This window comes from Trichocoleus sp. DQ-A2 (genome assembly GCF_039961915.1).
In the GTDB taxonomy this organism is placed as follows: Bacteria; Cyanobacteriota; Cyanobacteriia; order Cyanobacteriales; family FACHB-T130; genus FACHB-T130.
Genome location: NZ_JAMPKD010000006.1, coordinates 252,140 through 273,429, shown reverse-complemented (window position 1 = coordinate 273,429; position 21,290 = coordinate 252,140). Strand labels below are relative to the sequence as shown.

The window sequence follows — 21,290 nt, the reverse complement described above, 5'->3', positions numbered from 1 at the left end:
AGGGTAGAATATCTACCCTTCCTCAGAGCGATCGCATCTTAATATCGCTTTCTTTTTGTGATGTTACACATCAGATTCCTCAACCCCCGCTCAATGGCGGCAGTAAACGGCTTGGTTGCAGCCATATCAACTAATATTGTCTTTCCTCCCTTAGCTGAGTAACTGGAAATTTTAGAGCCGGGATTTTATTTGCCAGATCGTTTCAAAGCTTGAAGATTCCGTGTTATTTGAGACGCAGACTTTTGATTTTTGACGATTGCTCGAAAAGCTCTTTATTGAGCTATTGGCTAATTGGAACAGCAATAGCATTCAAAACTGGCAGTAGTTTAATGCCGTACTCTGCCTCAAAAACGTCTTTTTTATAATCTAAACTCCAGATTTCTAAGGCACAATCATCATCCGGTTGAGTTGGCTTCAGGTGAAGCTGAAGTTCTTTCGTTTCTGCGTTGTATTCGCACTGCACTTGCCGAATTGCACCAATTTGCCTCCGGTCAAGAGCAACTGCTAATCTGAGCAAGGCACTCAACTGAGCAACGATCTGTCGGTGCTGTTTAGTCGGCAGATTTTGATAGTTCTCGTGCTTTTTCCTCGGCGCACTCTTGCGGTGATAGCGGGCTAAATTCGCAATCACATCAATTTCGGCTTCCGTATAGCCTAAAAGTTCACCATTGCGAATTAAGTAAAAAGAGTGTTTGTGGTGGGAAGAATGACTGATATGGTGTCCGCAATTGTGTAAAATTGCGGCTGCCCAAAGTAGTTCCCGTTCTTCTGAACCCCAGTGGTGGAGGATGCCTTGGGTTTGGTCAAATAAGCTAAGGGCGAATTCTGCAACTCGCTGAGAGTATTCCAGGTTGACACCGTATTTGCGGGCGGTTTTGATTACATTACGCTCGCGTACAGAACTTTGGTAGCGCAGCTTGTCTTCGATTAAGCCGTGAGCGAGCATCCAATCGACGATGACCCCTTCCCGGAGACTTCGTTCGCAGACTCTGAGCGATTCAAGGCCCAGCAGCGTCATCGCTTCTTGTAAAATAACCGCTCCGGCAACAATGATTTCTGACCGCCGCTCTGACATTCCTGGTATGGCGGCACGTTCTAAATAATTGAGCCTTCGCAAGCGATTAATCAAATCTCTGAGGTCATTGAGACTCAGCTGGTAGCCATTTAGCGAGAAGGGGTTGCTACCCAGTTTTTCTCGCGCGTGTATCGTCACCAGCGTCTCAATCGTCCCAGATGTTCCCACTAAACGCGGCTGTTCCCCCGGTTGGAGAACTGCCCTCAATTCATCAACGGCTCGTTCTAGCTGTCCGCGCACATAAGCTTGTAGGTACTGAAATTCGCCGTTGCTGATGGGGTCAGTGGTAATGAATTCTGCGGTTAGTCGGACTGCACCGACTTTGGTGCTGCTGAGCGATCGCGGTTCGTGACTATCCCCTAAAATTAACTCCGTCGAACCGCCGCCAATGTCAATAATGATGTGGGGTTGGTTGTTCAATTCCATGCCCGACAGCACGCCTAAGTAGATTCTCCGGGCTTCTTCTTGACCGGAAATTAGATTGACAGATAAGCCTAAATCTGATTCTACTTGTTTCAAAAAGTCTCGCCCGTTGGGGGCTTCTCTTACCGCACTGGTTGCCACGGCGAGAATCTGTTCGGCGTTGAGACTTTGGGCAATTCCCTGGAAGCGCTTTAGCGCCGCGATCGCTCGTTCCATTGCCGCTGGCGTCAGATTGCCCGTCTTTTTATCGCGATCGCCCAGTCTCACCGTGTCTTTTTCTCTGGCAATAATCGAAAAAGCAGGCAGCTTGGGTTGAATTTGCACAATCACCATGTGCAGGGAATTGGTACCTAAGTCAATCGCAGCGAGAATCCGATCTCGATCCACGCTAGGAGTTGAAACACCCGCAGAATTATCTTTAGCGTTGGCAACTAAATTGACCATTTCGATGTATCCAGGGTTGCAGAACCAGCCGAGATTTGATGAATAAGGATATTCTATAGGGGATAAAGATGTGATTAATGATATTTCTGGATACTCATTTTTCTAGACCATGCTGACCCAGCAAGAACACAACCAAACAGAACCTACCTGGCTGACAGTCGTCCGGCTTTTGAGATGGGATAAGCCAGCAGGACGCCTGATATTGATGATTCCGGCACTATGGGCGGTCTTTCTGGCAGCAGCAGGAAAGCCACCGTTGCCGCTGGTAGGCGTGATTGTACTGGGTACTTTAGCGACCAGTGCTGCCGGGTGTGTTGTCAATGATTTGTGGGATCGGGATATCGATCCGCAAGTAGAAAGAACGCGATCGCGTCCCCTCGCCTCTCGCGCTTTGTCGGTCAAAACTGGCATCGTCGTTGCCTTGGTAGCGATGAGTTGCGCTGGGGTTCTCGCACTCTACCTTAATTCCCTTACTTTCTGGTTGTGCGTGGCGGCAGTTCCCGTAATTATTTTCTATCCCACCGCCAAGCGCGTCTTTCCAGTGCCTCAGCTAGTGCTGTCGATTGCTTGGGGTTTTGGCGTGCTGATTAGCTGGACTGCTGTAACTGCCAAGCTAGAAGAACCCACCTGGATTTTATGGGGCGCGACGGTACTCTGGACACTTGGATTTGACACCGTTTATGCCATGTCAGATCGGGAAGATGATCGGCGGATTGGCATTAATTCCAGCGCTTTATTTTTTGGCAATTATGCGGCTGAAGCTGTTGGTGTCTTCTTTACTGGCACGGTTATTTTGCTTGAATGGTTGGGAATTGTGATGGATCTAAAGCTTAGCTTTTGGATCGCTTTGAGTTTGGCAACCTTAGCTTGGATTTGGCAATATTCTCGACTCAGCCAGAAAGATATCCCAACGCCAGTATATGGGGAAACTTTTCGCCAAAATGTTTGGATTGGTTTTGTTTTACTGGCTGGAATGATTGCTGGTTCTCTGTAGTCTTGAGTGAGTTTTTTGAACATAAAGAACGCAAAGATACGCTGAGGAAAATGCTAATTCATTGCACTTTTATTACTTTGCCTACCTTTGCGTAAAACTCTGCGTACCTCGGCGTTAAAAATTTCAACGCTTAGGAGTAAGGTCAGCTTGCCATGAAAAAAACCCTAATTGGCGTTATGGGACCAGGAGCCAACGCCACAGAAACTGACTTAGAAAATGCTTATAAACTCGGTCAATTCATTGCCCAAGAAGGATGGGTTTTGCTGACTGGCGGCAGAAATGCTGGTGTGATGGATGCGGCGAGTAAAGGGGCAAAATTTGCTAATGGTTTAACAATTGGCGTTCTTCCCACTAACGATACCAGCGCGGTTTCTGATGCCGTAGATATTGCAATTGTTACCGATATGGGAAATGCGAGAAATAATATTAATGTCCTTTCTTCTGATGTTGTGATTGCCTGCGGCATGGGTGCAGGAACCGCTTCGGAAATTGCCTTAGCTTTGAAGAACCATAAAAAAGTGATTTTATTAACGAATCATCCAGAAAGTAAAGCTTTTTTCCAAAGCTTGTCTGAAGACTCTATTTTGATTGCCAATACTCCAGCAGCAGCAATCGAAATGGTTAGAGGAGTTTTGAGCGATCGCCATTAATTATCCCTTTGGGTAGATGCAACAGGGAGAAATTAGTGGGGAGTCCTGCCTAAATTGGCACATAGCGTTGATTTTGGCTGTCTCTCGACTTTTAAGGTACAATCCAGTGGTTAAGTTTTATATCGCTAGCGATCGCAACCTCGATCGGACGAGACTTAGATCCTTAAGAAGAAAAAACTTCTCCCTTAGTTTTAAGCTAGAAAGCAGTTAGCAGAGGATTGAACACAATGGCATTTGAATTACCCCCTTTACCTTACGATCAAGACGCTTTAGAGTCGTCAGGTATGTCGGCGCGGACACTTGAGTTCCATTACGGCAAGCATCACGCTGCTTACGTGAACACTCTCAACAATCTAGTTAAGGACACAGAACTAGCCGACAAGTCGCTTGAAGAAATCATCAAGGCAACCTACAAAGCATCAGACAAAGCTGCTGTATTCAACAACGCTGCTCAGGTATGGAATCATACCTTCTATTGGAATGGCATCAAGCCAAATGGAGGCGGCAATCCGAGTGGCGAACTAGCGGAAAAAATTAACGCCAGCTTCGGTAGCCTTGACAAATTCAAAGAAGAGTTTAAAAATGCCGGAGGCACTCAATTCGGTAGTGGTTGGGCTTGGCTAATCAAGGATGGCGATACCCTAAAAGTAACTAAGTCTCCGAACGCAGAAAACCCGATTGCCTACGGACAAACTCCCTTGCTAACAATGGATGTTTGGGAACATGCCTACTATCTGGATTACCAGAATAGCCGCCCCAACTTCATGCAGAACTTTGTTGACCACTTGATCAACTGGGACTTTGTTGCCCAGAATTTAACGGCATCTGCTTAAATAACGGCTGATGTTTCAGCTACGTCAAATTTAATCATCTGGAAAACAGCCACGTTAGTAGTGGCTGTTTTTTTATTATCTGTAAACTTCGGCTGCCTGTATCTTTAAAGAAGATAAATTCCCACCAGATAAATCATGGATAGCAAAGAACTAGCCCAATACATTGAAGCCACAGATAGCATTTCCAAGCCTTGGCTATTAGTGCAATTGCGGCTAAAAAAACTCCAAGAACGCCGCCCGACTATCTCACCAGAGGAATATGTTCAAGAATTAGCAGATATTCATCAGGACTTGATGAATCTGGGTGAGTGGTGGCGGGGAAGGGAAGATGAGGTATTTGGTTAATAAAACTCATCGAATCGCTATCGTCAGCTGGGCAGAGGCTTGGCAAGGCGTGCGGGTGAAGTATCCAGTTAAAGGAGGGAGTAGCGATCGCTCGCCCGGAGCCTGCCTTGAGAGCATAAACCTATCGCTTTTGCATGAGGTCATGATATTTAACGCCTTTCTGTAGATAGGTTTTGGGTCATCTAAGTCAGGATACGATGAATTAATAACACAGCCAGAATTAAGATAAGCGCATTTTAAAAATGAGTGCTAAAACAATCAGCGCGAATCTGCGATCAATTCAGATGGAATTCACTGGTTGGTGTTGCAAGTAACAATGAATACCTGCCAGCCTGACTGCCATTAGAATTATGTCAAAAGCGAAAAAGACCGCAGCAACACACCATAATATTGACCTAAACCATCCGCAGTACTATTTCAACCGCGAACTCAGCTGGTTGGAGTTTAACAATCGAGTTTTGCATGAAGCGATCGATCCTCGGACGCCGCTGCTAGAACGCCTGAAATTCATGGGGATTTTTAGTGCCAACTTCGACGAATACTTCATGGTGCGCGTTGCTGCTCTTAAGCAACAGGTGGAAGCAAAAGTGAGCCAGCTGACGCCCGATGGTCGGACGCCAAGCGACCAGCTAGAAGAGATTAGCTTGGCAGCGCGACCTCTGGTAGCACAACAGCATCAACACTTTGAGAAAGCATTGCGACCCTTGATGACCGCGCAAGGCATTCATCTTCTAGACTACGTGGATCTGAACCAGGAACAGCGGGCTTACCTGCAAAACTATTTTGAAGAGCAAATTTTCCCAGTTCTGACCCCCTTAGCCGTCGATCCCAGCCATCCTTTTCCCTATATGTCTAACCTCAGTCTGAATCTGGCTGTGGTGGTGAAAGACCCAGACACGGGGGAAGAACTGTTTGCTAGAGTGAAAGTCCCAAAAGTTTTACCTCGATTTTTGCCCTTACGGTTGGAGTCCGGGCTGGGAAGTCGGTCGTCTGGACTCGAAGAGGAACGATTCCGGAATGAACGCCTGATTTGGATGGGTGTGCCCCTAGAACAGGTGATTGCTCATAATCTAGAGTCACTGTTTCCGGGGATGAATATCCAGGAATATCACCCCTTCCGAATCACTCGCAATGCAGATTTGGAGGTGGAAGAAGATGAAGCCGACGATCTGATGCTGGCGATTGAGCAAGAACTGCGGAAACGTCGGGTGGGTGGTTCGGCGGTACGGATGGAAATTCAAGCTTCAATGCCCGAATCCATGAAAGGGATGCTGATGCGAGAACTGGGGCTGTTGGAGCGGGATGTTTACGAGGTGGACGGGCTATTGGGGCTGGCAGACTTGATGTACTTCATGCAATTGCCACTCCCGGAACTGAAAGACCCTGTGTGGACGCCAGGGATACCCCCACGCCTGCGGCGGCTCAGTGAAGGAGATTTGGATGAGGGAGAAGATATTTTCTCGGTCATTCGCACCGCAGATTTGATGGTTCACCATCCTTATCAATCTTTTGGAGGAACGGTACAGCGCTTCATTACCCAAGCGGCAATCGATCCAAATGTGCTGGCGATTAAAATGACTCTCTACCGAACATCTGGGGACTCGCCGATTCTCAATGCCCTAATTACAGCGGCTGAGCATGGCAAGCAAGTAGCGGTTCTGGTGGAACTAAAAGCCCGTTTTGATGAAGAGAACAATATTAACTGGGCACGCAAGTTAGAACAAGCGGGCGTTCATGTGGTCTATGGGTTGGTGGGTTTAAAGACGCATACCAAAGTGGTTTTGGTGGTACGCCGAGAAGAAAACCAAATTCGCCGGTATGTCCACATCGGTACGGGGAACTATAATCCCAAAACCGCTCGAATTTATACAGATGTGGGGCTATTAAGCTGCCGTGAAGACTTGGGGGCGGATTTAACGGATTTGTTTAATTACTTGACGGGTTACTCGCGGCAACGGTCTTACCGCAAGTTGTTGGTGTCGCCGGTGAACTGCCGCGATCGCTTTTTGAGTTTGATCCGCCGCGAGATAGAACATTGCCATCATGGCAAAAGCGGTCGAATTGTCGCCAAGATGAATTCACTGACAGATCCCCAACTCATTGCCTCGCTTTACGAAGCTAGCATCGCTGGGGTAAAAATCGATTTGATTATCCGCGGAATTTGCTGTCTGCGACCCGGTGTGGAAGGAGTCAGTGAAAATATCCGGACGATTAGTGTTGTCGGGCGTTATCTAGAACACTCGCGGATTTTTTACTTTCAAAATGCTGGCAGTGAGGAAGTTTATATCGGCAGTGCTGATTGGATGCGCCGCAACTTGGATCGACGAGTAGAAGCGATCGCGCCAATAGAAGATCCCGAAATTTCTAAAGATTTACAAGAAATCTTAGGAATTATGCTCGCCGATAACCGTCACGCTTGGGATTTACAACCAGATGGTCGTTACATCCAACGCCACCCCGGTGACAAGGAAAGAGAACAAAGTGCCCAGAAAATTTTGATGGAAATGGCACAGCAATAGGGTAGTGGGAAATGAGCGTGTTGAGTTTTGAATTTTGAGTTTTGAATAAAAAAGAGTGCTTTAATTCAAAACTCAACACTGATTCCTTGAAACTTTTTCCGAATTATCCATAACCCCTAACATCGATTCCCCCTCCCCCCCTTGCCAACTGCTCCAGACCGTCCGACACTGGTTTTGGGAGTTGACTGGCAATCGAGAGGTTTGAAGTGAAAAAAGTTCTAAGCATTATTCTCGGAGGTGGCGCTGGCACCCGCCTTTACCCGCTGACCAAGTTGCGAGCGAAGCCAGCCGTGCCTCTGGCAGGAAAGTATCGCCTAATCGATATTCCGGTCAGTAATTGCATTAACTCAGAAATTTACAAAATCTACGTTCTGACCCAATTCAACTCAGCTTCCCTCAACCGCCATATTGCCCGCGCCTACAGTTTCGCAGGGTTCACAGAAGGGTTTGTGGAGGTGCTAGCCGCCCAGCAAACGCCAGAAAACCCCAACTGGTTCCAAGGCACTGCCGATGCTGTCCGTCAGTATCTCTGGCTGTTGGATGAGTGGGATGTTGATGAGTACCTGATTTTGTCAGGAGATCATCTCTACCGCATGGACTATCGCCAGTTCGTGCAACGCCACCGCGACACTAATGCCGATATCACCCTCTCCGTTGTGCCAATGGATGAGCGACGGGCGTCCGATTTCGGCTTAATGAAAATCGATGATACCGGACGGGTGATAGATTTCAGCGAAAAGCCTAAAGGCGATGCTCTCAAGGAGATGCAGGTCGATACGACAACGCTGGGATTGAGTGCGGAACAAGCGAAGAAAAATCCCTACATCGCCTCAATGGGGATTTATGTCTTCAAAAAAGACGTGCTGATGCATCTGCTGCAAACTAACCAAGAGCGAACCGATTTTGGTAAGGAGATTATCCCCGCTTCGGCGCAGGATTATAACGTTCAAGCTTATTTATTTAATGACTACTGGGAAGATATTGGAACGATGGAGTCGTTCTACGAGGCGAACTTGGCTCTCACCAGACAACCGCAGCCGCCTTTTAGTTTCTACGATGAGGATGCTCCGATTTACACTCGCGCTCGTTACTTACCGCCCAGTAAGCTGTTAGATTGCCAAATCACCGAGTCGATTATTGGGGAAGGCTGCATCCTGAAAGAATGCCGGATTGAGCATTCAGTTTTGGGAGTGCGATCGCGCATTGAATCGGGTTCCTTAATTGAAGACTCCCTCGTCATGGGTGCCGACTTATACCAACCCTTCGCCGAACGACAAGCTCACTGTGAAGACGGTAAAGTTCCCTTGGGAATTGGTTCGGACACCCGGATTCGCCGCGCTATCATTGACAAAAACGCGCACATTGGTTGCAATGTGCAAATTATTAACAAAGACAGGGTGGAAGAAGCCAACCGCGAAAGCGAAGGTTTCTACATCCGTAGCGGGATTGTTGTGGTACTGAAAAATGCCGTGATTCCCGATGGAACCGTCATTTAGGATGGAAATTAGTCCGGGGAGTTGCTAATTGGGAAAAAGTTGAAGTAGAGACGCGATTCTCGCGTTTGAATTTGGGTTTTGAATTAAAGAACTCTCTTTAACTCAAAACTCAAAACTCTGATTACTTACTCCCAACACCGAAACATGACTCGATTAATTCTCCTAATTGGGTTGCCCGGTAGCGGCAAATCTTCTCTGGCACAAAAGCTCGTAGCAGAATGCCCTCAGCATCGGCTGATTGCCACAGACGCAATCCGGGAACAACTGTTTGGGGATGAAGCAATTCAAGGGTCGTGGCTGTTAGTGTGGAGCGAAGTACAGCGCCAATTAAGCCAAGCAGTTGAGGAGAAAAGACAAGCGATTTTCGACGCGACGAATGCGGCTCGTAAACATCGCCGGGAAGCGATCGCGAGAAGTAGCGATCGCGGTTTTACCCACATTACCGGCTTGTGGCTGGATACGCCAGTGCAGGAATGTCTAGAAAGAAATCGATTAAGACTCCGCCAAGTTCCAGAAGAAGTTATTTTACAGATGCACCGCCAACTGGTAGACGCTCCGCCCACCCTAGCTGATGGACTCGATCGTTTAATCCGTTATTCAGCGACAAGTACGGAAATCGCGATCGCCTCAGTGCGGAAAAGCCGAACTTATATCCATTGACTGATTTGATACCCTATCTCTGAGAAGGTAAAAAATAAAACTTAAACTAAATATTTAGACGAGAGGAGGGAGGTTGATGGCTGCGACCGATTTTAAAGACTATTACGCCATCCTGGGAGTTACTAAAACCGCTAGTGCCGATGAAATCAAAAAAGTCTACCGGCGACTGGCACGAAAGTACCACCCCGACATGAACCCTGGCAACAAAGAAGCTGAAGCTCGCTTCAAGGAAGTCAGCGAAGCCTACGAAGTGCTATCCGACCCAGAAAAACGTAAAAAGTACGATCAGTTCGGACAGTATTGGAAACAAGTCGGGGAAGGATCGTCGCCCTATCCAGGCGGAGTGAACGTTGATTTTGGCGGCTTTGACTTTAGTCAGTACGGCAGTTTTGATGAATTTGTCAACGATCTCCTGGGCGGTTTAGGGGGTGCCAGTGCCCGTTCTGGCAGCCGTGCTGGACGCCGCACGACTTATCGCACTTCTACAGGCCCCACTGGGTATACAGACTTTGGCGGGTATTCTGGCTTCGATCCGCAAGCCGCCGCAGCCGCCGATCGAGAAGCGGTCATCAAACTCAGCCTATCCGAGGCTTTTCATGGCGTCCAGAAGCGTTTAGATTTAGGCAATGAAGCCATTGACGTTCGGATTCCTCCGGGTACAAAACAAGGCAGTCGAATTCGCGTCAAAGGCAAAGGTTCAGTCAGCCCCTATACTCAGCAGCGGGGTGACTTATACTTAACCGTGGAGCTGCTGCCCCACTCGTTCTTCCAATTCGATGGTGATAATCTCGTCTGCGAAGTGCCGGTAACGCCAGATGAGGCCGTGTTGGGGGCACCCGTGGAAGTGCCGACGCCGGATGGTTCTGTCACTGTCAACGTTCCCTCTGGTGTCCGTTCGGGACAATCTCTGCGGTTGCGCGGTAAAGGTTGGCCCAATCCCAAAGGCGGACGTTCCGATCAGCTGGTAAAGATTTTGATTGTGACGCCGAAAGAACTCAGTGCTACGGAACGAGAATATTACGAGAAAATCCGGGAGAGCCGCACCTTCAATCCCCGCAGCAATTTGCCGCAGGTACGGCTGTAGACGTTATCCGAGCTTTTCATCTGAACCCCACCCCTTACTCTCCCCCAAAGAGGTAAGGGGTTTCATTTAGGGGGAAGGAGTGGTTGTTTGTGCCGGTTCAGGAGAAGCAGTGGTCGTTTCAGCCGGTTCAGGTGAGGGAGCCGGAGGGTTTTCCACGCCGATATCAAGTTGATAATCAACGGGCTGGGAAGCTTCGGAAACAACGATGAATTCGTAGTAGCCTGATTGAGGCAAGGTTCCCGACCAAGTTTTTTCGGTGGAGTCTTCGAGGATTGGGGGAAATGTACTCGTTGGGGGGTAAAGGGAAAGCCGCAGTTTTGAACTCCCCGTAAAGTTAACTGCTAATAATTGATTTTGGGCAAAGTTGCCGATGTAGGCTTTTCCTTCTCCTGGTTGGAGGGTGCCGCTGACTCGTTTGCCCACTGCCCCTGGAGCAAAGCGAATTGTTTCCAGCGCCTCTTGAGATTGCACTGCTTTGACTTTCTCCCCAGCGATCGCGTGCCAGATTTGACCGACTGGCTGATTGAGAAAATCTCTGCCCCGCTGTTCTGGAAATACTTGGAAAAATGCCACATCTGCGAGATCGTAGAGGGCGCGACTGCTCAGGTTTCGCTGGTTGACTTGCCCTTTCCAGCGATCGCGATCCGCTGCACCATAGCTTCCCAAACGCTGTCTGGCTGCGCCCGGTAATTTCGCTTGATCTAGCTTATCGAGCAATTCAGTTGCGATCCGATCCCATTGCTCTCGTAATTGCTCATTTTCTGGCCCATTCCCCAGCGTGCGCCCTCGTTGATTGGGGTTTTGAGTCCAGAAAACTTCATTCACCCAGTTGACATAGAAATTGTAGTTAACGCCGAGACTTTGACGGCGATCGCGCAGCTGTTGCTTGCGTGCCTGTTCCGCAGGCGAAAACTGCGAGGAAGGATTTTCTTGATCGACGGGCGGCGAAGAACTGGGTGAGGGTGTGGCATCGGAGGTTTCTTCCCCAGACTTCGATAGTGATTGTATCCAAAGATTGCCAGCCCACCAGCCGATTCCAGTCGCGCCCGTAATCAGCAGCGACACGACCAAAGTTTTTCCCACTAAACCGAGAAAGGGAGATTGCGGTTTGGGGGCTGGCGGCGGTAATGGATTGGGGGTTGGGATCGGCTGGGTAGCGTTGGCGATTGGCTGGGGTGAGTTGGCGATTGCCTGAGGGGGCGGGGGAATTTGGGCACGAGCCACCACCATTGTCGGTGCCATCGGGGGTTTGGTGGGTGGCTGAGTGGGAGGAAGATCGGGTGCTGGGGCAGGCGAATGGGCAGATGAAAGGCTCTGTAGCACGGCGCTGGCAGATTGATAGCGATCGCCCGGTCGTCGTGAAAGCATTTTATCCAACACCGCCCCCAGACCGGGGCTAAGGTTCACGTCCCGCCGCCAGTTCCACAAAAGCGTTCCATCGTCGATTAGCTCTTGCGGCTGTTTACCAGTGAGCAACACCAACATTGTTGCCGCCAAAGCATATAAATCGCTATGGGGAAACACAATTCCCCGTTGCATCTGTTCATCGGGGGCGTATCCGGGCTTACCTAACCGAGTATGGATGGTCGCTGTTTCCATCCCTGGTGTCTCGCTAAACTCCGATTCCACGGTGGCTGCGACTTCCTTGACGCCACCGAAGTCTATCAAGACGGGCAGTTGGTCAGAAGCTCGCGAAATCATGTTATCTGGAGCAATATCGCGGTGAATGACCCCCATCGAATGGATATATTCTAGAACTGGTAAAATTTGCAGCAGGATCTGCCGTACCTCTGGCTCGCTAAACCGCGCTCCTTGATGTTTCCGACTTTCGAGAAGCGCGCGATAAGTTTGACCTTCCACATAGTCTTGGACTAAAAACAGGCGTCCGTTCCCTCGCTGGTTTACCCGAAATAACTCTCGAAAGTTGGGAATTTGCGGGTGTTTCAGCTTGTAAAGGACACCCGCTTCCCGTTCAAATAGTTCGGAAGCTTTTTGCAAAGCGTAAGTGCCTTGAACCTTGGGGGCAAATTCCTTTAAAACACAGGGTTCGTTGAAGCGGTTGAGGTCTTCAGACAAATAAGTGCGTCCGAAGCCACCGTGCCCCAATTCGCGCACAATTCGATAGCGATCGCCCAGCGTCATCCCCGGCAAAACAGTATTACTCACCACAGCAGGTAGCGGTTCGCCACAATGCTGGCAAAAGCGACCATCGATGGGATTCTCGTGTCCTTTGGTGCAATAGAGGGGCATGATTAACTTGGGGCAATTCTGTGGAAGATCCAGTAACGGTATAACAAATTGACCGAGATTCTACCAAGTAATGCGATCGATGAAAGCGATCGAAAGCGATTGAAAGCGATCGCCTTCCCTACGTTAGCCTGATCTTAAATACAAAACTGAGAGGGGGGACAATGCTAGAAGAACAACGTCAACGGGTACTCACCGCTTTTCAATCGTTCCTGGGTACTCCCCTCCAGTGGCGGCTGCAACAGTATCGCAGCACCTCCCCAGAAACCGCTACGATGCAATTATTCCACGAGGTTGCTGCGAGTGTCCCCGCCTACCAAGCTTTTGTGAAGGAACAAGGTATCGATCCGGATTCGATACAAACTTTTGAAGATTTCCAAAAACTTCCCTTCATTACCAAAGAAAATTACCTGTTGCGTCATTCGCTTGCAGACTTGTGCCGCAACGGACAATTAGAAGCGTGCGATACGATTGCTGTTTCCTCCGGTTCAACGGGAAAGCCGACATTTTGGCCTCGTTTCCTCACGGATGAACTGCAAATCGCCATTCGCTTTGAACAGATATTTCATGATAGTTTTCAGGCTGATACCCGCCGCACCTTGGCTGTTATCTGCTTTACCTTAGGGACTTGGGTTGGGGGAATATACACAGCAAACTGCTGTCGCTATCTCGCCAGTAAAGGATACCCGATTACGGTGATTACTCCTGGCAATAATAAAGAAGAGATATTTCGAGTGGTGCAAGAACTGGGTTCTGCATTTGAGCAAGTGGTGCTGCTGGGATATCCACCATTTTTGAAGGATGTCATTGATAGTGGCATAGCGCGGGGTGTGGAGTGGCAGCAATATCACATCAAAATGGTGTTTGCGGGAGAAGTCTTTAGCGAAGAATGGCGCAATCTTGTCGGAGAAAGAGTCGGTTCTCAAAATCCTTGTTATGACTCTGCTTCGCTTTATGGGACAGCCGATGCAGGCGTTTTGGGCAACGAAACCCCGCTGAGTATCCGCATCCGTCGATTTCTGGCAGAACATCCAGATGCTGCTAAGGCATTATTTGGAGAATCTCGCTTGCCAACGCTGGTACAGTATGACCCACTGAGTCGCTTTTTCGAGGTTCACGAGGGCACATTGCTGTTTTCCGGCGATAACGGGATTCCGCTGATCCGCTATCATATCTCCGATACGGGAGGCTTAATCCCTTACGATGAAATGCTCCAGTTTTTAACAGAATGGGACTTCGATCCAGTCGCGGCGTTGCAAGGTGAAAGTGCCATTCCTCATCCCGAAACCTCCGGTTTAGGGCTACCCGAACTCAATCCGGCGGCGCGGGCTACCCAAAGAGGAATTCCTCCATTACCGTTTGTTTATGTGTTTGGACGGTCTAATTTCACGGTTTCCTATTTCGGCGCAAATATTTACCCGGAAAATGTGACGGTGGGGTTAGAACAACCCAGGATTCGAGAGTGGGTGACGGGTAAGTTTGTCATGCAGGTTCAGGAAGATGCAGATAAAAACCGCTTCCTGTCGGTGGTTGTGGAGTTAGCGCCCCAAGTGGAAGCCAGTGAAGACAAGCAGGAAGCGATCGCATCTTCAATTTTGTCCCAGCTACAACGCCTCAACAGCGAGTTTGCAAACTATGTCCCCCCAACCTACCAAATGCCGCAAGTTACCTTAACTCCCACCGGCGATCCAGAATATTTTCCGATTGGGGTGAAGCATCGCTATACTCGCCAATAATTTCTGCCAATAATTTCTATAATTGCGTGCCTAATTCGTGCATTGCCTGAATAATCGGTTTCAAACTTTCTCCTAAAGGGGTCAAAGAATATTCCACTTTTGGGGGAATCTGCGGATAAACCTGACGATGGATAATTCCGTCTTCTTCCATCTCTCTGAGTTGCTGTGTGAGCATCTTTTGAGTGATTCCCTCCAGCCCTCTTTGCAGTTCCCCAAACCGTTTAACGCCTGACCATAGTTCTGCCACAATCAAAAGCTTCCAGCGTCCGCTAATTGCTTTTAAGGTAGTTTCTGCTGGACAAGTCTTCCTTTCAAAATTCTCGCTTTTAGCTTCCATAGTATCTTTTTGGGTACTATCTTACTTTAAACTGCATACTTTACACTTTATGGTTACATTTTTTAAACTATAAATATACAAAAATAAGGCACCAAAGAAAGCCAAGGACAAGCAAAATGAGTGAACCCGTCATTGTAGATACAAAACCTATCATTCTTGCGCTTGAATTGGGTACTTAAATTTTGGTGTAGTTGCGGTCAATCTCACAATCAACCTTATGGCGATGGTTCCCATCAAAACACGGAATCCCCCCCTGTAAAGTTTGTAATGAAAGACAAAAAACACGTAGCAGTATGCCAGTGTGAGTAAACCAGAAATCCACCGTTTTGTGATGGTTTGTACAGTAAACTTTAGTATTATTCATGACAAAACCGTAGCCTGTCTAAATAAAGTTTACTTGTACCAACTGGCAACAGATCCCATTTTTTTAGTCTGCGAAGGGAGACGCAATAAATCGCCTTTCTACAACCAGGATAACTCTAGGCTCTAGCCGCTGGACATTCAAGTTAAATAGGAGATGAAAATGATTGCAATTCGGAAAGCAGAAGAACGCGGACATGCCGCTCATGGCTGGCTCAATTCCTATCACTCATTCTCTTTCGCCAACTATTACGATCCCCAGCACATGGGATTTAAAACTCTGCGCGTAATTAACGAAGATAGAGTGCAAGCGAACCAAGGCTTCGGGACACATTCTCATCGAGATATGGAAATTATTTCCTACGTACTAGAAGGTGCTTTGGAGCATAAAGATAGCATGGGAACTAGCTCTATTATTCTTCCGGGTGAAGTGCAAGTTATGAGCGCTGGTACAGGAGTTACGCACAGCGAATATAACCATTCTAAAACTGACTTAGTGCATTTTCTACAAATTTGGATTACGCCAAATCAAAAGGGATTAAAACCTAGATATGAACAGAAAATGTATTCAGCTGAAGAAAAGCACGGGAATCTCCGTTTAATTGCTTCTCAAGATGGTCGGGATGGTTCGGTTACTATCCACCAAGATGCCAATCTCTACGCAAGTTTGCTCGATGCAGGACAGCAGGTTAATTATCAAATCAACCCTAACCGCCATGCTTGGCTGCAAGTTATCAAAGGCGATATCAGTTTGAATGGTAAGCCACTGGCTGCTGGAGATGGCGCTGCAATCAGTGATGAAAACCAGATAGCCATAGAAGCCAAAAATAGCACGGAATTCCTGTTGTTCGATTTGGCATGACAGCCGAAGGTTTATATACCCTTTAGGCGAAGACGATGATTCCGGTCATGGTTTTTAAGTAAACAGTTCTTTAAGTAAGAGAAATCAAGCGATCGCTTGATTTCTCTTATTTATTTTTTGGTTCTAAGGAATTCGTTTACCTCCAGGTAAAAATGGTATGATTACAGGCAAAAGTATAACTAGCGATGCAGATTACTCAATGTCTCCATGCAGCCATTCTCGTTTCTGACTTGGAACGAGCCGAGCAATTTTATGGGAACGTGTTGGGATTATCGAAGGTGGATAGAGTGCTGAAATTTCCCGGCGCATGGTATCAAGTCGGCGAGTTTCAAATTCACCTGATTGTTGCCAACTCTATACCATCAGATTTAGTCAATTCTGAAAAATTAGGTCGGAATCGGCATTTAGCCTTCTTGGTCGCCAACTTAGACGCTGCTAAGGAGAAGCTTATGGCTCACAACTACCCCCTACAAATGAGCGCTTCTGGTCGCGCTGCGCTGTTTACTCAAGATCCTGATGGCAACATCATTGAGTTAGGTGAATGAGCTGTCAACCATGAATCCTAATCAGGGCACTTTGGGAGCATCCTGCGAATTGCGAAGACCTGTCTGCACGATAGAAGCGTGGGGCTACAGAAACGAAGCCTACCTACACAAGCTAAAATTAAACTCTTCAGGCTGCTCCTGGCAGCTTGGTACATAATTCTGCAATGAAAATCATTGCATATTCCTATACTGACCCGTTGCTTGAAGTTGCACCCGATCCCTTGATGTGGGGTTGGGAAATAGATAGCGTTTATCAAGATTTAGGGGAACGTCAACAACTACGACAGCTGTTAGAAGATTGTAAAGAAGAACCCGCTAATTATTTATTAATCCGACGACTGGCAGAATTGGGAAACTCGGTGGAAGAAGTATGCGATCGCATCCTCGATCTCGAATCCCTCGGCATTCAAATTATTACTACCGAGTCAGTCGCGTATCATCAAACACCCCTGCAACTCCTGCAAGAAATTCAGAATCGGCAGCGCAGCGATCGCATCCGTCAAGGACACGCTCAGCGGCGGCTCAAAGCCTCGCCAGCACCCGGAAAAGCTCCTTACGGCTACCGACGAGGTAAAGACCGTTATATCCTAGACCGCAGCGCCGCGCCAGTCGTCAAAGATTTTTTTGAACAATTTTTGCTGTATGGTTCTTTACGCGGTGCGGTGCGGTATCTAGAAAAGAAATACGCCAAGAAAATTTCCGCTTCTACTGGACAACGCTGGCTAACGAACCCAGTCTATCGGGGCGATACTGCGTATAAGAATGGTCAGGTTCTCTCTGATACCCATGCTGCCATCGTATCTAGGGAAGAAGCCGCGCAAATTGACCGCTTGCTGCGCCGTAACCGCCGTTTGCCTCCTCGCACCGCTAGTGCAAATCGTTCTCTAGCGGGATTAGTAGTTTGTGGGGAGTGCCAGTCGCCAATGACGATTACCCGCGTCACCGCTTCCCGCAAACAGGGAGAATATCTTTATCTGCGTCCAACCAAGTGCGTTAAACAGCCCAAATGTAAGGCTATTTCTTATCAGGAAGTATTGGAGCAAACGATTGAGAGAATCTGCCAGGATTTACCCCGCGCAGTAGCGGCGGTGAATGTTCCCAATATGGATGGAATTAAGGGCACGATTACCCATGAAATTGCCGCGAAGCAAGATATCTTAGCTCAGTTGCCGACGCTTACAGAGAATGGCATTCTAGATTCAGAAACTGCCCAGTTACGCGCCTACAAGCTACGCACAGAAATCTCTCAATTGCAATCGCGGATGGCGAGTCTGCCGCCAGTAGATTTACAAGCGATCGCGCAGGCTGTATCTATCTCACAATTTTGGCTAGATTTGTCAGAATCAGAGCGACGATTCTACTTTCGAGAATTTATTCGCCAGATTGAAATTAACCGCCAGGATTCATCTTGGGAGATCCAGCTAGTTTTCATCTTTTAGCGATTAACGATAAAGTGTTGCGATCGCAATTCTATTTGAGCTGTGAGCCAGCACTTCAGATACCCCGCTTCTCACAGCAGCCAGTTATCTCGCCTTGCCGAATCGTTAAAGAGTGCGCTCGCTCTTCACAAAGCCGCAACACGTACGCTAGCAACACTTACGCGAACAGAGTAAGTCGGCGTTACACTTGCATGGTGGCGATGCTAAATGTGCCGATAGATGACTAAAAAAACTTTCCGTATGACTCTCACTACTGGTATAAATTTTATAATTCGGAACGCAACGAGCGTCTAACCGCTGTAAAACTGAGTCTAAACGCTGCGAGTGTTTCCAACTCTGAGATTGTCCTACAGGGTTAGGACAGGCATGACGAGAGTTTTCCTCGGTCCCTTTAAGATAGAAAATCCGGCTTTATTCTATAGAGTTATGCAAACTTCATAAGGACATGGAAACTTACCTTGTGATTTTAGTCAGATGATTGAGTTAGATAAATCGCAGGGAATGAAGTTGGATTGCCGCTAAATACCACGGGCTTTGTTAAATATGGATCGTCAAACTTTTGCGTGGGGTCGTTCAAAAAAGAAGATTAGAGGAGCTGACAGATGGGTGGAAAGGCTGTGGGTCTTAGGGTTATTCCTAGCGGCTATCCTGCTATTTGGAATCAATCTGGGCGTACTGCCTTTACGGGATTGGGATGAGGGAACGGTTGCCCAGGTTGCTCGTGAGATTTGGCAGGCAAAGTTTGATTCTTTGAGATGGCTGTACCCGACGTTGGGAGGTACGGAGTATTTCAATAAACCGCCTTTAATGCATCTGCTGATTGCCGGTGCCTACGCAATCGGCGGTGTAAATGAGTGGACAACGCGCCTACCTGGGGCGCTGCTGAGTGCCGCTTGTGTGCCGCTTTTGTATGGCATTGGACGGGAACTATTCCGGCGACGCCTTCCAGCTCTTTTCTCGGCTTTGATTTACTTAACGCTACTACCCGTTGTGCGTCATGGGCGTCTGGCGATGCTGGATGGGGCAGTGCTGTGCTTTTTCCTGTTCATGATGTGGTGCGTGTTGCGATCGCGTCGAAACTTGCGCTACGCTCTCGGTGCCGGTATCGGGTTTGGGTTGATTTGCCTGACTAAAGGCATGATGGGATTATTACTTTTAAATATTGCCCTGGTATTTTTAGCTTGGGATACTCCCAGACTGTTAACTTCCCTCTATTTCTGGATTGGTTTGCTCTTGGGCAGTGTGCCAGTTGCCGCTTGGTATGGTGCCCAATTTCTCCACTACGGGCAGGCTTTCGTAAACACCGGCATCTTCAGTCAATCCTTGCAGCGGATTTGGGCACCCGTCGAGAATCACGCGGGTCCCCCCTGGTACTATCTGTTGGAAATCTTAAAGTACGGTTGGCCCTGGTTATTCTTATTGCCCCAAGGATTGCGCCTTGCTTGGGAAAATCGCAATATGAGCTGGGCAAAACTGGTACTGGTGTGGATGAGTGTTTATCTAGTAGCCATTTCGGTGATGGGAACAAAGCTTCCCTGGTATGTACTGCCGATTTACCCAGCAGTGGCTTTATTGGGAGGTGCCCAGCTTGCTGAAATTTGGAATGCGCCGAGTAAGAAATCCTATCCCCGCTCTTGGGTACCGCTTTTGACAGTCATGGGTTTAGCGGCGCTAAGCGGTAGTTTTTATTTTGCTGCGTTTGGCCCCCAACCGAACTGGAATTTGCAACTGGTGTTTGCATCGGCTGCTTTGACTTTATTGATAACGGCAGTTTTGATTTATCAAAAAGACCTGCAATTTATTCCACTGCTATTTTGGGGTACGTATGTAACGCTACTGCTACTCATGACATCGCCACACTGGAATTGGGAACTCGCAGAAGCCTATCCGGTTAAACCCGTTGCCGCGATGATTAAGCGCAAAACTCCCATCAATAAGCCAATCTACACATCCTACGATCATGGTCGTCCTTCTCTGAATTTTTATAGCGATCGCCAAGTCATCCCCGCAACGGATGCCGAACTCCAGCAACGTTGGAAAGGTGACGCTCAACCTTATTTTTTACTTGACCAACCCACCTTTAAGCAGCTGAATTTAAAGCCGGTAAAAGCGATTAATCAGGCGGAGGGTTGGCTGCTAATTACGAAGCCGACAGCCGTCAAACCAGCGAAGAGTCAGAAGCCACAGATTAAGGATTAGACATTACGGCATCTAATAGTGTGTCAGCACCAAAGCGGACTGGATCGGTGCAGGGACGCTTTGTTTCTGCCTGTATCTGCTCGATCGCTCGTTGTGCAGTATCAGCGTCAAGATGGGCGGTGTTGAGGGCGATCGCAACCACAGGCACTGGCGCAAATGCACCGGCTGCCGCTGCCACTGTCTCGTAAAGCTGTATGACTTCTGGCAGGGGCGGAATCGGAACGTGGGGATGATTGCGGATGGTTGCTTGTTGCGCTCGATGTACCAGCACCAGATGCGTCGGCTGAGTCCCGCGAATCAGTGGCAGCGTTGCAGTTGAACCGGGATGCAACAGGGAACCTTGCCCCTCAACAAACAGAATCTCATGCTCTTCGCCAAACAGCATCACCATTTGCTCGATAGCACCCGCAGCAAAGTCAACCCGCACGGCATCCAGGGGTATACCATCCCCCGCTATCATTAAACCGGCTTGACCTGTAGCTAGGAACTTGGAACGCAAACCGCGCTGCAATGCGGCTTTATTGAGTTCCAAACAGGTTGACATTTTGCCGATTGCCATATCTGTGCCGACAGCGAGAACCCGTTTGCAAGCGAGCGATCGCGCCTGTCCGCTTCCTATCTTTAATCCTGCGGGTTCCTGACGCACATCCCAAATCCACTGCCCATCTTTCAACAATGTCTGGATCTCCGGATGGAACGCCATTGGAGTATGCAGTCCATTGACGATAGACAACCCCGCTGCTATCCCTTGTTTTACTTCCTGCCACCATTCGGCTGGCAGGGCACCCCCAGGCGGTGCAATCCCAATCGCCAGGATATCGGGTGTATAAGCTAGCGCCTCTTCCAGAGAAGCGACAATCGGAACCTCGCGGGGGATACCTGTCAATTCTCGCAACGACTCTCCCGCACACTGGCGATCGATGACTGCCACTACTAGCGCTTCGCCATAGCGCAATAGCGCCAGTCCGGTCTTGCCGTGGATGCCGCGAATCCCTTCATGTAGCAGAATTGCGACTCGATGTTTAGATGTCAAATGCACAGC

17 protein-coding genes are annotated in these 21,290 nt (G+C 48.3%); 13 read left to right on the top strand and 4 right to left on the bottom strand.

The genetic code is table 11. From position 1 onward, the window contains the following. Nucleotides 1-280: 280 nt before the first annotated feature. Nucleotides 281-1,942, bottom strand: a complete 1,662-nt coding sequence (locus NC997_RS08165; protein WP_190530424.1) for a Ppx/GppA phosphatase family protein — start codon at nt 1,940-1,942, stop codon at nt 281-283. Between the two features lie 109 nt (nt 1,943-2,051). Here NC997_RS08165 and NC997_RS08160 point away from each other — a divergent pair, with 109 nt between their 5' ends. The 8 genes from NC997_RS08160 to NC997_RS08125 all read left to right on the top strand — a co-directional run bounded on the left by NC997_RS08160 (nt 2,052) and on the right by NC997_RS08125 (nt 10,523). After that, complete coding sequence (locus NC997_RS08160; RefSeq protein WP_190530422.1) at nt 2,052-2,936, top strand: 4-hydroxybenzoate solanesyltransferase; 885 nt, start codon at nt 2,052-2,054, stop codon at nt 2,934-2,936. Between the two features lie 152 nt (nt 2,937-3,088). Beyond that, complete coding sequence (locus NC997_RS08155; protein ID WP_190432751.1) at nt 3,089-3,586, top strand: TIGR00725 family protein; 498 nt, start codon at nt 3,089-3,091, stop codon at nt 3,584-3,586. Between the two features lie 227 nt (nt 3,587-3,813). Next, complete coding sequence (locus NC997_RS08150) at nt 3,814-4,419, top strand: superoxide dismutase (protein ID WP_190432752.1); 606 nt, start codon at nt 3,814-3,816, stop codon at nt 4,417-4,419. Nucleotides 4,420-4,554: 135 nt separating this feature from the next. Then, the gene (locus NC997_RS08145; protein WP_190432754.1) at nt 4,555-4,764 is read left to right on the top strand and encodes a hypothetical protein; all 210 of its coding nucleotides are present in this window, start codon (nt 4,555-4,557) and stop codon (nt 4,762-4,764) included. Nucleotides 4,765-5,114: 350 nt separating this feature from the next. Further along, a complete protein-coding gene (gene ppk1 / locus NC997_RS08140; RefSeq protein ID WP_190530420.1) occupies nt 5,115-7,283 on the top strand; it encodes a polyphosphate kinase 1 in 2,169 nt (722 codons plus the stop codon). 206 nt (nt 7,284-7,489) lie between these two features. Next, the gene (locus tag NC997_RS08135; RefSeq protein ID WP_190410725.1) at nt 7,490-8,779 is read left to right on the top strand and encodes a glucose-1-phosphate adenylyltransferase; all 1,290 of its coding nucleotides are present in this window, start codon (nt 7,490-7,492) and stop codon (nt 8,777-8,779) included. 144 nt (nt 8,780-8,923) lie between these two features. After that, complete coding sequence (locus tag NC997_RS08130) at nt 8,924-9,439, top strand: AAA family ATPase (RefSeq protein ID WP_190530418.1); 516 nt, start codon at nt 8,924-8,926, stop codon at nt 9,437-9,439. Nucleotides 9,440-9,515: 76 nt separating this feature from the next. Next, nucleotides 9,516-10,523, top strand: coding sequence for a DnaJ C-terminal domain-containing protein (locus tag NC997_RS08125; protein ID WP_190530417.1), 1,008 nt, complete (start codon nt 9,516-9,518; stop codon nt 10,521-10,523). Nucleotides 10,524-10,589: 66 nt separating this feature from the next. On the opposite strand, the gene NC997_RS08120 is transcribed toward NC997_RS08125, so the two are convergent. Continuing rightward, a complete protein-coding gene (locus tag NC997_RS08120; RefSeq protein WP_190530416.1) occupies nt 10,590-12,773 on the bottom strand; it encodes a serine/threonine-protein kinase in 2,184 nt (727 codons plus the stop codon). A gap of 161 nt (nt 12,774-12,934) precedes the next feature. On the opposite strand from NC997_RS08120, the gene NC997_RS08115 reads away from it, so the two are divergent. Next, a complete protein-coding gene (locus tag NC997_RS08115) occupies nt 12,935-14,506 on the top strand; it encodes a phenylacetate--CoA ligase family protein (RefSeq protein WP_190530413.1) in 1,572 nt (523 codons plus the stop codon). Between the two features lie 16 nt (nt 14,507-14,522). Here NC997_RS08115 and NC997_RS08110 read toward each other — a convergent pair whose 3' ends face one another. After that, complete coding sequence (locus NC997_RS08110; RefSeq protein ID WP_190410721.1) at nt 14,523-14,843, bottom strand: helix-turn-helix domain-containing protein; 321 nt, start codon at nt 14,841-14,843, stop codon at nt 14,523-14,525. A gap of 523 nt (nt 14,844-15,366) precedes the next feature. On the opposite strand from NC997_RS08110, the gene NC997_RS08105 reads away from it, so the two are divergent. The 4 genes from NC997_RS08105 (at nt 15,367) to NC997_RS08090 (ending at nt 20,248) form a co-directional block, all read left to right on the top strand. After that, nucleotides 15,367-16,065 (top strand): pirin family protein, encoded by a 699-nt coding sequence (locus NC997_RS08105; protein ID WP_190410720.1) that lies wholly within the window; start codon nt 15,367-15,369, stop codon nt 16,063-16,065. 185 nt (nt 16,066-16,250) lie between these two features. Next, on the top strand, nt 16,251-16,610 hold the full coding sequence (locus NC997_RS08100; RefSeq protein ID WP_190410719.1) for a VOC family protein: 360 nt from the start codon (nt 16,251-16,253) through the stop codon (nt 16,608-16,610). 164 nt (nt 16,611-16,774) lie between these two features. Next, the gene (locus tag NC997_RS08095) at nt 16,775-18,049 is read left to right on the top strand and encodes a recombinase family protein (RefSeq protein ID WP_190530411.1); all 1,275 of its coding nucleotides are present in this window, start codon (nt 16,775-16,777) and stop codon (nt 18,047-18,049) included. Nucleotides 18,050-18,592: 543 nt separating this feature from the next. Continuing rightward, nucleotides 18,593-20,248, top strand: coding sequence for a glycosyltransferase family 39 protein (locus NC997_RS08090; protein WP_190432766.1), 1,656 nt, complete (start codon nt 18,593-18,595; stop codon nt 20,246-20,248). On the opposite strand, the gene NC997_RS08085 is transcribed toward NC997_RS08090, so the two are convergent. Further along, complete coding sequence (locus NC997_RS08085; protein WP_190530409.1) at nt 20,238-21,287, bottom strand: DUF1611 domain-containing protein; 1,050 nt, start codon at nt 21,285-21,287, stop codon at nt 20,238-20,240. The two genes, NC997_RS08090 and NC997_RS08085, sit on opposite strands and share 11 nt — an antisense overlap. Between the last annotated feature and the right edge of the window lie 3 nt (nt 21,288-21,290).